Below are 12,343 nucleotides of genomic sequence, written 5' to 3' on the forward strand. Positions count from 1 at the left end.
TCGTCGGTGATGCGGCACGTACGGTGGCGGGGCGGGTCAGTTGAAGCCCGTCGGCAGGTACTGGTCGACGTTGTCCTTGGTGACGACGGCGGAGTACAGGGTGAGGTTGGTGGGGATCTCCAGCTCGGCGAGCCCGGCCACGCCCTTGGACTGACCGAGGGCGCGGGCCAGGTCGATGGCGGAGGCGGCCATGGTCGGCGGGTAGAGAACGGTTGCCTTCAGGACGCTGTTGTCGGCCTTGATGGCGTCCATCGCGGACTTGGCCCCGGCGCCTCCGACCATCAGGAACTCGTCGCGGCCGGCCTGCTGGATGGCGCGCAGCGCGCCCACGCCCTGGTCGTCGTCGTGGTTCCACAGGGCGTCGAACTTCTTCTGCGCCTGGAGGAGCTGCGCCATCTTCGCCTGGCCCGACTCCACGGTGAAATCGGCGGCCTGACGGGCCACCAGCTCGATGTTGGGATAGTTCTTCAGTGCGTCGGCGAAGCCCTTGCTGCGCTGCTTGGTGAGTTCCAGGTTGTCGATCCCGGCCAGCTCGACGACCTTGGCGTTCTTCTTGTCCTTGAGCTGTTCGCCGATGTAGGTGCCTGCGTTGAGGCCCATGCCGTAGTTGTCGCCGCCGACCCAGCAGCGGTATGCCTGCGGTGAGGCGAAGACGCGGTCGAGGTTGATGACGGGGATGCCCGCGCGCATGGCCTCCAGGCCGACCTGGGTGAGGGCCTTGCCGTCGGCGGGCAGGACGACCAGGACGTCGACCTTCTTGTTGATGAGCGTCTTGACCTGGCCGATCTGGGCGGCGGTGTCGTTGGACCCCTCGGTGGTCTCCAGGGTGACCTCGGAGTACTTCTTCGCGCGGGACCTGGCCTGCTCGTTGATGGCGTTGAGCCAGCCGTGGTCGGCCTGGGGCCCGGCGAAGCCGATGGTGACGGGCTTGCCCGGCTTGTCGTCGGCGGCGGGCGCCCCGCTCTGCGCGGGTGCGTCCTTCTCCTTGGGGTCGTTGCTGGTGCAGGCGGTGAGGAGGGCGCCGGCGGAGACGGCTGCGGTGCCGAACAGGAGCCCTCTGCGACTGGTTTGCGGCATGGCTGTGGAACCCTTCATCCGGTGGGTGGCGGTGCGGGAGGTGGACGGACCGGGGTGGTTCAGGTCTCGGTGCGGGCGGTGCGGCTCTGGACGAGCACGGCGGCGACGATGATCGCGCCCTTGGCGATCTGCTGGACGTCGCTCTGCAGGTTGTTGAGCGCGAAGATGTTGGTGATCGTGGTGAAGATCAGGACACCGAGTACGGAGCCGGTGATGGTGCCGCGTCCGCCGCTGAGGAGGGTCCCGCCGATGATCGCGGCGGCGATGGCGTCGAGTTCGTAGAGGTTGCCCGCGGTGTTCTGGCCCGAGCCGGACAGGATGATCAGCATGAACGCGGCGATGCCGCAGCACAGTCCGGACAGCAGATAGAGGTAGAGCCGCTGCCTGCGGACGTCGATGCCGGCGAGCCTGGCCGCCTCGGCGTTGCCGCCGATGGCGACGGTGCGGCGGCCGAAGGTCGTACGGTTCAGCAGCAGCCAGCCGGCGGCGGTGACCGCGGCGAAGATCAGGACGAGCGGCGGGATACCGAGGACGTAGGAGTCCGGGAGCCCCAGGTTCAGCACCGCGTCGACGGTGACGATCTGGGTCTTGCCGTCGGTGATCATGAGGGCGACGCCGCGCGCCGAGGCGAGCATCGCCAGCGTCGCGATGAAGGGCACCACCCTCCCGTACGCGATGAGCACCCCGTTGACCAGTCCGGCGCCGAGGCCGACGAGCACGGCGGTGAACAGGATGCCCGCGAGCCCGTACTCCTGGGTGGCGACCGTGCTCGCCCAGACGGAGGCCAGGGCGACCATCGCGCCGACCGAGAGGTCGATACCGCCCGAGGTGATGACGAAGGTCACGCCGACGGTGACGACCCCGATCACGGACGCCTGGGTCAGGATGAGTTGGAGGTTCCCGGTGTCCAGGAAGGCATCGGGTTCGGTGAAGCCGCCGACGGCGACGAGCACGGCGAGAATGCCGAGCAGGGACAGGGTGTGCAGGTCCAGGCGCAGCCCGGGGGTGCGCCTGGGGCCGGACTTCTTCAGGGTCACGGGGGTGGGGCCCTGGTCCGGCCCGCTCTGCCGCGCCGCGGGAACGGGGTGGGTCATGGCATCGGGCTCCCTTCCATCACGAGGTCGAGTACGCGGTGCTCGTCCAGCTCCGTGGCGTCGGCGGTGTGCACGACGCGTCCTTCGCGCAGGACGAGCACCCGGTCGGCGAGGCCCAGGACTTCGGGCACTTCGCTGGAGACGAGCAGCACGGCAAGCCCTTCGTCGGCCAGCCGGCGGATCACGGCGTAGAGCTCGGCGCGGGCGCCGACGTCCACGCCCCGGGTCGGTTCGTCCAGCAGCAGGACCCGGCAGCCGCGCAGCAGCCAGCGGGCCAGGACCGCCTTCTGCTGGTTGCCGCCGGAGAGGTTGCGGACGGGAGTGTCCGGGTTGTCGGGGTGCAGCGACAGGGCCCGGGTGGCCTCGCCCGCCGCCCTGCGCTCCGCGATGCGGTCCAGCCAGCCGGCCCTGGAATAGCGGGACATCGTGGACAGCGAGACGTTGCGGGTGACGGATTCGAGCATCAGCAGGGCCTGCGCCTTGCGCTCCTCGGGGGCGAGGCCGATGCCGGCGGCGACGGCGGAGCGCACGCTCCCGGGCCGCAGCGCCTGCCCGTCGACGGTGACCCGCCCCGAGGTGGCCCGGCGCGCCCCGTAGACCGTCTCCAGGATCTCCGAGCGCCCGGAGCCGACGAGTCCGGCGAGGCCGACGATCTCCCCGGGCCGGACCTCCAGGTCGACCGGGTCGAACTCCCCGTCCCTGGCCAGCCCTTCGACGGTGAGTACGGGGGCGGCCTCGGCGCGGCCGGCGGGCGGCGGGGTCCGGGGCGGGAAGACGTACTCCACCTTGCGGCCCGTCATCAGCGCCACGATGTCGTGTGTCGGGGTGGACTCGGCGGGCAGCCCGGCGGCGACGGCCCGGCCGTCCTTGAGCACCGTCACCCGGTCGCCGATGCGGCGGATCTCCTCCAGGCGGTGCGAGATGTAGACGACGGCGACGCCCTCGGCGGTGAGCGAGGCGATGATCCGGAAGAGGTTGCCGACCTCGTCGGGGTCGAGCGCGGCGGACGGCTCGTCCATCACGATGAGGCGTACGTCGTGCGAGAGCGCCCGGGCCATGGACACGATCTGCTGCTGGGCGGCGGAGAGTTCGCCGACCGGCCGGGCCGGGTCGATCTCCGGGTGGCCGAGCCGGGCCAGCAGGGCGGCGGCCTCGGTGCGGGCGCGGCGGGAGCGGACGACGAATCCGGCGCTGGTGAACTCGTGGCCCAGGAAGACGTTCTCGGCGACCGACAGGCCCCGGACCAGGTCGAGTTCCTGGTAGATGGTGGCGATGCCGAGGCGCATCGCGGCCATGGGCGACTTGAGTTCGGCGGGTTCGCCGCGCCAGGTGATCGCGCCGTCGTCGGGCTGGTGGGCACCCGCCAGGACCTTGATGAGGGTGGACTTGCCGGCCCCGTTCTGGCCGAGCAGGCAGTGCACTTCGCCGGCCTGGACCTCCAGGTCGACGCCGTCCAGGGCGCGGACGCCGGGGAAGGACTTGGTGATGCCGGACATGGTGAGCAGCGGTGGTTGCGGAGCCATGACGAATCCCCTCGGCGGACGAGGTGTGGGTGTGTGGGGCCGGCCGCTCGGGGCGGGCGGCGGACGGGTCAGGCGGGTGAGAAGAGGTGGTCGCTGATGAGCCTGGCCGCGCCGGTGACTCCGGCGGCGGGTCCCAGCTCACCCAGGACGATGGGCAGGTTGCCGGTGGCCAGCGGCAGCGAGCGCCGGTAGACCTGGGCCCGGACGGCGGCCAGCAGGGTGTGGCCGAGTCCGGTCACCCCGCCGCCGATCACCACCAGGGCGGGGTTGAAGAAGCTGACGAGGCCCGCGATGACCTGGCCGACGCGGTTCCCGCCCTCGCGGATCAGGAGGAGCGAGGCGGCGTCCCCGGCGGCCGCGGCGGCGGCCACGTCCGCGGCGGTGAGCCGGCCGGACGCCTCCAGGCGGGCCGCGAGTTCTGCGGACTGTCCGGAGCGGGCCGCGTCCTCGGCGTCGCGGGCGAGCGCGGCGCCGCTGAAGTGGGCTTCCAGGCAGCCCCTGTTGCCGCAGGCGCAGAGCCGGCCGCCGGGTTCGACCTGGATGTGCCCGATGTCGCCGGCGCTGCCCGTGGCGCCCCGGTGGACGGTGCCGCCGACGACGATGCCGCAGCCGATGCCCGTACCGATCTTGACGCAGAGGAAGTCGCCGACGGAACGGGCGATGCCCGCCTGTTGCTCCCCCAGGGCCATCAGGTTCACGTCGTTGTCGACCATGACCGGGCAGCCCAGCTCCTGGCTGAGTGCCTCGCGGACCGGGAAGCCGTCCCAGCCGGGCATGATCGGGGGTGCGACGGGGACGCCCTCGGGGAAGCGGACCGGTCCGGGGACGCCGATCCCGGCGCCGTCGAAGCTGTCGGCGAGCCCGGAGTCCCGGAGCTTCGCCGCCATGGACAGCACCTGCTCGAAGACCGCGACGGGTCCGTCGCGTACGTCCATGGGGTGGTTGAGGTGGCCCAGGACCTCCAGTTCCGCGTTGGTGACCGCCACGTCGACGGAGGTGGCGCCGATGTCGACCCCGAGGAAGCGCAGGTGCGGGGCGAGCCTGATGTTGTGCGAGCGGCGCCCGCCCCGGGACGCGGCGAGCCCGTCGGCGACGACGAGGCCGGTCTCCAGCAGCCGGTCGACCTCGACGGCCAGCTTGGACCGGGAGAGGTCGACCTGGTCACCCAGCTTCGCCCGGGAGTTGGGCCCACCGTCGCGCAACAGCTTGAGCAGTCGCGCCTGGTGGGCGTTCGCGGGTCGTGCCGTCATTCGTCTCACGCGCCCCTCCCGCCTCGTCGGCCTGTCCGTCGGGCTTGGGAGGGGAACGTAGCAGCGACGGCCGGGAGTGGGAAGAAGTCGCGCAGGAATCCGGCGAACTTTCTCCACTCCGAGGACAAAGAGCGCCGCTACGGGCAGCTGATCACCTGTCCCGCGTAGCTGAGGTTGCCGCCGAAGCCGAAGAGGAGCACCGGCGCGCCGCTGGGGATCTCGCCGCGTTCGACCAGCTTGGACAGGGCCATGGGAATGGAGGCGGCGGAGGTGTTGCCGGAGTCGACCACGTCGCGCGCGACGACGGCGTTGACCGCGCCGATCTTCCGGGCCACCGGCTCGATGATCCGCAGGTTGGCCTGGTGCAGGACGACCGCGGCCAGGTCTTCCGGGGTGAGGCCCGCCTTCTCGCACACCGTGCGGGCGATGGGGGGCAGCTGGGTGGTGGCCCAGCGGTAGACGGACTGGCCCTCCTGCGCGAAGCGCGGCGGCGTCCCCTCGATGCGGACCGCGTCCCCCATGCCCGGGACCGACCCCCAGAGCACCGGTCCGATCCCGGGTCGCTCCGCATCGGGCGGGTCGGCGACGACGACGGCCGCACCGGCCCCGTCCCCCATCAGCACACAGCTGGAACGGTCGGTCCAGTCGACGATGTCGCCCATCTTGTCGGCACCGATGACCAGGGCGCGGGTGGCGGCTCCGGCCCGCAGCGCGTGGTCGGCGGTGGCGAGGGCGTGGGTGAAGCCGGAGCACACCACGTTGATGTCCATGACCGCGGGCGCCTCCATGCCGAGGCGGGCGGCGACCCGGGCCGACATGCTCGGTGAGCGGTCGATGGCGGTGGAGGTGGCGACCAGCACCAGGTCGATGTCGGACGGCTGGAGACCGGCCGAGGCGAGGGCCTTGGCCGCCGCGTGCGCGGCCAGCTCGTCCACCGTCTCGTCGGGGCCGCCGATGTGGCGGGTCCTGATGCCGACGCGGCTGGTGATCCACTCGTCACTGGTGTCGACCATGGCCGCCAGGTCATGGTTGGTGAGCACCTTGGCGGGCTGGTAGTGGCCGAGCGCCACGACACGTGAGCCGGTCATAAAACAGGGTCCCCTCGCTCCATCTGTCAGGAACCAACCAGTCTTGGTCGCTACCGCCCGGTACGGGGGCAGGTGATCCCACAGGAATCCCGGCCCCGGCTTGGAGGGCTCGACACCACCCCGGTCGCCGGGGACCGGCCACTCCCGTTGCGGCGGCGCCCACGAGGTGCGGGAGAATGGCAGCGTCGGGGCGGCACCGCCGGTGCGGCCCGAGCCTCACCACACACAGAAACACGGTTCAACGGTCATGGGACGGGTCACCGAGCGCCGCCGCACCATTCGCATCCGGGACGGGGCCGTCTCCACCCGCCCTGACACCCTCGTCGCCGAGGAGCCCCTGGAGATCCGGCTGAACGGGAAGCCGCTGGCCATCACCATGCGGACTCCGGGCGACGACTTCGCCCTGGCTGCGGGGTTCCTGGTCAGCGAGGGCGTCATCGGCGATCAGGGCGATGTGCGGTCGATCGTGTACTGCGCGGGCGCGACCGCCGACGGGGTCAACACGTACAACGTGGTGGACGTCGGGCTCGCACCGGGTGTCGAGGTCCCCGACATCACGCTGGAGCGCAACGTCTACACCACGTCGTCCTGCGGGCTGTGCGGCAAGGCCAGCCTGGACGCCGTCCGCACCACGACCCGGCACACCGTCGCCGACACTCCCCCGCTGCTGCTGACCCCCGAACTGCTGGCCGGACTGCCGGACCGGCTGCGGGCGGCCCAGCGGGTCTTCGACCGGACGGGGGGCCTGCACGCGGCGGCGCTGTTCTCGGAGACCGGCGAGCTGGTGGACGTACGGGAGGACGTCGGGCGGCACAACGCGGTCGACAAGCTCGTGGGCCGGGCACTGACGGACGGCCGGCTGCCGCTGTCCCGGTCGGTCCTGCTGGTGTCGGGGCGGGCGTCGTTCGAGCTGGCGCAGAAGGCGGTGATGGCGGGGATACCGGTGCTGGCGGCCGTCTCGGCACCCTCGTCCCTCGCCGTCGACCTGGCGGCGGAGACGGGCCTGACCCTGGTCGGCTTCCTGCGGGGTCCTTCGATGAACGTCTACGCGGGAGAGCACCGCATCGCTCTGGACGCGGGCTGAGCCACCCCGGCGCGCGGCACCGCTTCGGACTGGACGCGGGCTGAGCCACCCCACACGGCTTCGGGCCGGAAGCTGGCTAGGACACCGCCGGTACGGCTTCCGGCGACACGGCGTCCTGAGCGTCGCGGGCGCGCCGCTTGGCGATGACCGCGCAGACCATCAGCTGCATCTGGTGGAAGAGCATCAGCGGCAGCACCGCCAGGCTCGCCTGGGCGCCGAAGAGGACGCTGGCCATGGGCAGCCCGGAGGCCAGGCTCTTCTTGGACCCGGCGAACTGGATCGCGATGCGGTCGGCGCGGCCGAAGCCGAGGCGCTGCGCGCCGTACCAGGTCACCATGAGCATCAGCGCGAGCAGCACCGCCTCGGCGGCGAGGAGCGCGCCGAGCCGGGCCGGGGTCACCTGGTGCCAGATGCCGGCGACCATGCCCTCGCTGAACGCGGTGTAGACGACGAGCAGGATCGAGCCCCGGTCGACCAGTCCGAGGACCTTGCGGTGCCGGGCGACGAAGCCCCCGATGCGGCGGCGCAGCAGCTGGCCCAGGGCGAACGGCAGCAGCAGCTGCACGCCGATCTTGAGCAGGGCGTCACCGGAGAACCCGCCCCCGTCGCCGCCGAGCAGCGCGGCGGCGAGGAGCGGGGTGAGGAAGATCCCGGCGATCGAGGAGAAGGACCCGGCGCAGATCGCGGCGGGGACGTTGCCCCGGGCGATCGAGGTGAAGGCGATCGAGGACTGGATGGTCGAGGGGACGAGGCACAGGAAGAGGAAGCCGCTCTGCAGCTGCGGCGACAGGACGTACGGTACGAGGCCGGCGCTCGCCAGGCCCAGCAGCGGGAAGACGACGAAGGTGCAGGCCAGGACCGTGAGGTGGAGCCGCCAGTGGCGCAGCCCGTCCAGCGCATCGGCCGTGGACAGGCGCGCCCCGTAGAGGAAGAAGAGGAGCGCGACCGCGCCGGTGGAGGCGCCGCCGGCCACCTCGGCGGCAGCGCCCGAGGCCGGCAGCAGGGCCGCGAGGACGACGGTGCCGATCAGCGCCGCTATGTACGGGTCGACCGGCAGCCAGGACGGCGGCGGCGGGATGCGGCGGCGGGTCATCTGCTCCACGTTTCGTTCGGTGTCTGTCCCGGGATCTCTCCCGGCCGGGCCGGGCGGGCCCGGGAACCATCCTGCTCGGACGCCCTCCGATCGGGAAACCCGTACACCGCTCTGACTGTCATCACGTTTCGCGATAGCCTGCCCGGCATGTACGACCCCGCGCAGCTGCGCACCTTCCTGGCCGTCGCCCAGACCCTGTCCTTCACCGCCGCCGCGCGCCGGCTTGGGGTGCGGCAGTCCACGGTGAGCCAGCACGTGCGGCGGCTGGAGGAGGCGGCCGGGCGGCAGCTGTTCGCCCGGGACACCCACCGCGTCGATCTGACGGCGGACGGCGAGGCGATGCTCGGTTTCGCCCGGACGATCCTGGAGGCGCACGAGCGGGCTTCGGCCTACTTCACGGGGACGCGGCTGCGGGGACGGCTGCGGTTCGGCGCCTCGGAGGACTTCGTGCAGACCCGGCTGCCCGAGATCCTGCAGACGTTCCGGCGCGACCATCCGGAGGTCGAGCTGGAGCTGACCGTGGAGCTGTCGGGGACCCTGCACCGGCAGCTGGAGGCGGGCCGGCTCGATCTGGTGCTGGCCAAGCGGCGGGCCGGGGACACGCACGGGCAGCTGGTCTGGCAGGACGCCCTGGTCTGGATCGGCGCCCCGGGGCTCCGGCTCGACCCGGACCGTCCGGTGCCGCTGGTCGTCTTCCCGCCGCCGGGCATCACCCGGGCGCGGGCCCTGGAGGTGCTGGAGGAGCAGGGCCGCTCCTGGCGGATCGCGTGCACCAGCGGCAGCCTCAGCGGCCTGGTGGCGGCCGCCCACGCGGGCCTCGGCGTGATGGCGCACACCCGGGGCCTGGTGCCGCCGGGCCTGGAGCCGGTGCCGAGCCGGGCGGGCCTGCCGGAGCTGGGCGCGGTGGACTTCGTCCTGCTGCACGGCAGGCGCCGGGGCGGGGCCCAGCAGGCGGCGGACGCGCTGGCGACGGCGATCCTGGCGGGCGGTGACCGGCTGATCCGCGGGCTTCGTGGGCGTGAACCCGCATGACCCGGCGCCGAGAGGGGGAGAATGCCTCAGACGTGGCGGCCGGAGCCCGGCAGACCCGCCGAACCGGGACACGGCCCCCCACACCGGCAGTGATCGCGGCGTACAGATTCGGTGGAGATTCCCGCCCGAGCTGCTTACTCCATGGTCAGAAGCGTGCCCGAGCCTTGCCCACTTGGCCGGATTTCGGCCCCTGACCTGTGCATATACCAAGTGGTACGGGCCGTTCCGGACCCTCCCGCGCCGACGTCCGGTGGGGTAGCGTCGCGGCGCTGTGCGGAGCACCTCAAGGAGCAGGTCATTGCGCGAATTCACTGTCCCGCCGATGGCGGCCGCGCCCCTCGTGGGCGGCCTCGCCGACGTCGTGTTCGACCATGCCGACGAGGAGCCGCACCGGGTCGCGCTCGGCCGGAAGGACGCGGACGGGAACTGGCGGGACGTGACGTCGGCCGCGTTCCGCGACGAGGTCCTGGCGCTGGCCAAGGGGCTGATCGCGCACGGGGTGCGGTTCGGCGACCGGGTCGCCCTGATGTCGCGTACGCGCTACGAGTGGACCCTGTTCGACTTCGCGCTGTGGGCGGTGGGCGCCCAGTCGGTGCCGGTCTACCCGACGTCGTCCGCCGAGCAGGTGCTGTGGATGCTGCACGACGCCGAGGTGTCGGCCGTGATGGTGGAGCACGAGGACCACGCGATGACGGTGGCCTCGGTCATCGACCGGCTGCCGCAGCTGAAGCGGCTCTGGCAGCTGGACGCGGGCGCGGTGGCGGAGCTGGTCGAGGCGGGGGCGCACGTCGAGGACGAGGTGGTGCACCGGCACCGGCGGGCGGTGACCCCGGAGTCGGTGGCGACCGTCATCTACACCTCGGGGACCACGGGCCGTCCCAAGGGCTGCGTCCTCACCCACGCCAACTTCATGTTCGAGGCGGACACCATGGCCTCGCGCTGGGAGTCGGTCTTCCACTCCAGACCGGGCGACGAGGCGGTGACGCTGCTCTTCCTGCCGCTGGCGCACGTCTTCGGGCGGATGGTGGAGATCACCGCGATCCGGGGCCGGGTCAAGCTGGGACACCAGCCCGAGCTGTCCGCGAAGGCCCTGATGCCGGACCTGGTGTCGTTCCGGCCGACGTTCATCCTGGCGGTGCCGTACATCTTCGAGAAGGTCTTCAACGCGGCCCGGCGCAGGGCCGAGGCCGAGGGCAGGGCGGGGCCGTTCGACAAGGCCGTGGACATCGCCGTGAAGTACGCGGAGGCGATGGAGGCCCGGGCCTTCGGCACCGGCCCGGGGCCGTCGGCCGGGCTGCGGATGCAGCACCAGTTCTTCGACAAGGTCGTGTACAAGAAGGTCCGCGAGGCGATGGGCGGCCGCATCCGGCACGCCATGTCGGGCGGCTCGGGCATGGAGCGCAGCCTCGGCCTGTTCTTCGCGGGCGCCGGGGTCACGGTGTACGAGGGGTACGGGCTGACCGAGACGACGGCTGCGGCCACCGCGAATCCGCCGGAGCGCACCCGGTACGGCACGGTCGGGCAGCCGATCCCCGGCAGCACAGTGCACATCGCGGAGGACGGAGAGGTGTGGGTGCACGGGAGCCATGTCTTCGGCGGGTACCTCGGCGACCCGAAGGCGACCGACGCGGTCCTCAACGACGGCTGGCTGGCCACCGGGGACCTGGGCTCGCTGGACGAGGACGGCTATCTGACGATCACCGGGCGGAAGAAGGAGATCCTGGTGACGTCCGGCGGCAAGAGCGTGTCGCCGGCCGCCCTGGAGGAGCGGGTGCGGGCGCATCCGCTGGTGGCGCAGTGCATCGTCGTCGGCAACGACCGGCCCTACGTGGCGGCGCTGGTCACCGTCGACCAGGAGGCCGTGGAGCACTGGCTGACGATGCAGGGGCGGCAGCAGCTCCGGCCGGGCGAGCTGGTCCGCGACCCGGACCTGGAGATGGAGGTGCGCCGGGCGGTGGTGGCGGCGAACACCGCGGTCTCGCAGGCGGAGTCCATCCGTACGTTCCGGATCCTGGCGCACCAGTTCAGCGAGCAGCACGGGCTGCTCACCCCGTCGCTGAAGCTGAAGCGCAAGGCGATCGAGGCGGCGTACGAGACCGAGGTGGAGGCGCTGTACCGCTGAGCGGGGAACGGATCGCGAGGACCGGGAATGCGCGGGCGTTCTTGATCGTTCATCCTGGGAGTCCCACCCCTCAACGTTAGGATCCTCAGCTCGTGAGCCAGGTCCCCTCCCTCACCCTCAACAACGGCGTCGAGATGCCCCAGCTCGGGTTCGGAGTCTGGCAGGTGCCGGACGACGAGGCGACGAAGGCGGTCGCCACCGCCATCGAATCCGGGTACCGGAGCATCGACACCGCCGCGATCTACCAGAACGAGGCGGGCACGGGCAAGGCCATCGCCGCCTCGGGCGTCGCCCGCGACGAGCTGTTCGTGACCACCAAGCTGTGGAACAGCGAGCAGGGCTACGACTCGACGCTGCGCGCCTTCGACGCCTCGCTGGAGAAGCTGGGCCTCGACTACGTGGACCTGTATCTGATCCACTGGCCGGTGCCGGCCAAGAACGCGTACGTCGACACCTACCGGGCGTTCGAGAAGATCTACGCCGACGGCCGCGCGAAGGCCATCGGTGTGTCGAACTTCCTCCCGGAGCACCTGGAGCGGCTGCTCGGTGAGACCTCCGTGGTGCCGGTGCTCAACCAGATCGAGCTGCACCCGCAGCTCCAGCAGGCGGAGTCGCGCGCCCTGCACGCCAAGCACGGCATCCTCACCGAGGCATGGTCGCCGCTCGGTTCCGGCAAGGGCCTGCTCGATGTCCCGACGGTCCTCGCGGTCGCCCGCAAGCACGACCGCACGCCCGCCCAGACGGTGCTGCGCTGGCACCTCCAGACGGGCAACGTGGTGATCCCGAAATCCGTGACGCCGTCGCGGATCGCGGAGAACATCGACGTGTTCGACTTCGAGCTGGACGCCGACGACCTGGCCGCGTTCGCGGCGCTGGACGAGGGCAAGCGGCTCGGCCCGAACCCGGGCGAGTTCAACGTCGGCGCCTGACCGCCACGGTTTCACGGAGCCGCCGCCCCCGCTCGCACGCGAGCCGGGGCG

The 12,343-nt window shown here is 71.8% G+C and carries 10 protein-coding genes; 4 read left to right on the top strand and 6 right to left on the bottom strand.

Annotation, left to right across the window (positions count from 1 at the left end; translation table 11 throughout):
* Window positions 1-36: 36 nt before the first annotated feature.
* The 5 genes from ACFZAT_RS09675 to ACFZAT_RS09695 form a co-directional block, all read right to left on the bottom strand.
* The gene (locus ACFZAT_RS09675) at window positions 37-1,077 is read right to left on the bottom strand and encodes a substrate-binding domain-containing protein (RefSeq protein ID WP_391262442.1); all 1,041 of its coding nucleotides are present in this window, start codon (window positions 1,075-1,077) and stop codon (window positions 37-39) included.
* Between the two features lie 59 nt (window positions 1,078-1,136).
* Window positions 1,137-2,171, bottom strand: a complete 1,035-nt coding sequence (locus tag ACFZAT_RS09680) for an ABC transporter permease (RefSeq protein ID WP_391262443.1) — start codon at window positions 2,169-2,171, stop codon at window positions 1,137-1,139.
* Window positions 2,168-3,694, bottom strand: a complete 1,527-nt coding sequence (locus tag ACFZAT_RS09685) for an ATP-binding cassette domain-containing protein (protein ID WP_391262445.1) — start codon at window positions 3,692-3,694, stop codon at window positions 2,168-2,170. The genes ACFZAT_RS09680 and ACFZAT_RS09685 overlap by 4 nt, the downstream gene beginning before the upstream one ends.
* A 68-nt stretch (window positions 3,695-3,762) precedes the next feature.
* The gene (locus ACFZAT_RS09690) at window positions 3,763-4,944 is read right to left on the bottom strand and encodes an ROK family protein (protein ID WP_391262447.1); all 1,182 of its coding nucleotides are present in this window, start codon (window positions 4,942-4,944) and stop codon (window positions 3,763-3,765) included.
* Window positions 4,945-5,081: 137 nt separating this feature from the next.
* Window positions 5,082-6,032: a beta-ketoacyl-ACP synthase 3 gene (locus ACFZAT_RS09695; protein ID WP_391262449.1), complete on the bottom strand. Its 951-nt coding sequence runs from the start codon at window positions 6,030-6,032 to the stop codon at window positions 5,082-5,084.
* A gap of 247 nt (window positions 6,033-6,279) precedes the next feature.
* Here ACFZAT_RS09695 and fdhD point away from each other — a divergent pair, with 247 nt between their 5' ends.
* Window positions 6,280-7,116, top strand: a complete 837-nt coding sequence (fdhD, locus tag ACFZAT_RS09700) for a formate dehydrogenase accessory sulfurtransferase FdhD (RefSeq protein ID WP_391262450.1) — start codon at window positions 6,280-6,282, stop codon at window positions 7,114-7,116.
* A gap of 76 nt (window positions 7,117-7,192) precedes the next feature.
* Here the strand turns inward: fdhD and ACFZAT_RS09705 are convergent, their stop codons facing one another.
* Window positions 7,193-8,209, bottom strand: a complete 1,017-nt coding sequence (locus tag ACFZAT_RS09705) for a bile acid:sodium symporter (protein WP_391262779.1) — start codon at window positions 8,207-8,209, stop codon at window positions 7,193-7,195.
* A gap of 147 nt (window positions 8,210-8,356) precedes the next feature.
* On the opposite strand from ACFZAT_RS09705, the gene ACFZAT_RS09710 reads away from it, so the two are divergent.
* From ACFZAT_RS09710 to ACFZAT_RS09720, 3 genes are all read left to right on the top strand, one after another.
* Window positions 8,357-9,241: a LysR substrate-binding domain-containing protein gene (locus ACFZAT_RS09710; protein WP_391262452.1), complete on the top strand. Its 885-nt coding sequence runs from the start codon at window positions 8,357-8,359 to the stop codon at window positions 9,239-9,241.
* 322 nt (window positions 9,242-9,563) lie between these two features.
* On the top strand, window positions 9,564-11,363 hold the full coding sequence (locus tag ACFZAT_RS09715) for an AMP-binding protein (RefSeq protein ID WP_391262781.1): 1,800 nt from the start codon (window positions 9,564-9,566) through the stop codon (window positions 11,361-11,363).
* Window positions 11,364-11,455: 92 nt separating this feature from the next.
* Window positions 11,456-12,292 (top strand): aldo/keto reductase, encoded by an 837-nt coding sequence (locus tag ACFZAT_RS09720; protein WP_391262453.1) that lies wholly within the window; start codon window positions 11,456-11,458, stop codon window positions 12,290-12,292.
* The last annotated feature ends 51 nt before the right edge of the window (window positions 12,293-12,343 follow it).

It is taken from the genome of Streptomyces sp. NPDC008163, assembly GCF_042956885.1.
Taxonomy (GTDB): domain Bacteria; phylum Actinomycetota; class Actinomycetes; order Streptomycetales; family Streptomycetaceae; genus Streptomyces; species Streptomyces drozdowiczii_A.

What these genes read in the sequence shown, in the direction of transcription:
- ACFZAT_RS09675 (WP_391262442.1), bottom strand. Translation starts at nt 1,077, where the DNA reads ATGCCGCAAACCAGTCGCAGAGGGCTCCTGTTCGGCACCGCAGCCGTC.
- ACFZAT_RS09680 (WP_391262443.1), bottom strand. Translation starts at nt 2,171, where the DNA reads ATGACCCACCCCGTTCCCGCGGCGCGGCAGAGCGGGCCGGACCAGGGC.
- ACFZAT_RS09685 (WP_391262445.1), bottom strand. Translation starts at nt 3,694, where the DNA reads ATGGCTCCGCAACCACCGCTGCTCACCATGTCCGGCATCACCAAGTCC.
- ACFZAT_RS09690 (WP_391262447.1), bottom strand. Translation starts at nt 4,944, where the DNA reads ATGACGGCACGACCCGCGAACGCCCACCAGGCGCGACTGCTCAAGCTG.
- ACFZAT_RS09695 (WP_391262449.1), bottom strand. Translation starts at nt 6,032, where the DNA reads ATGACCGGCTCACGTGTCGTGGCGCTCGGCCACTACCAGCCCGCCAAG.
- fdhD (WP_391262450.1), top strand. Translation starts at nt 6,280, where the DNA reads ATGGGACGGGTCACCGAGCGCCGCCGCACCATTCGCATCCGGGACGGG.
- ACFZAT_RS09705 (WP_391262779.1), bottom strand. Translation starts at nt 8,209, where the DNA reads ATGACCCGCCGCCGCATCCCGCCGCCGCCGTCCTGGCTGCCGGTCGAC.
- ACFZAT_RS09710 (WP_391262452.1), top strand. Translation starts at nt 8,357, where the DNA reads ATGTACGACCCCGCGCAGCTGCGCACCTTCCTGGCCGTCGCCCAGACC.
- ACFZAT_RS09715 (WP_391262781.1), top strand. Translation starts at nt 9,564, where the DNA reads ATGGCGGCCGCGCCCCTCGTGGGCGGCCTCGCCGACGTCGTGTTCGAC.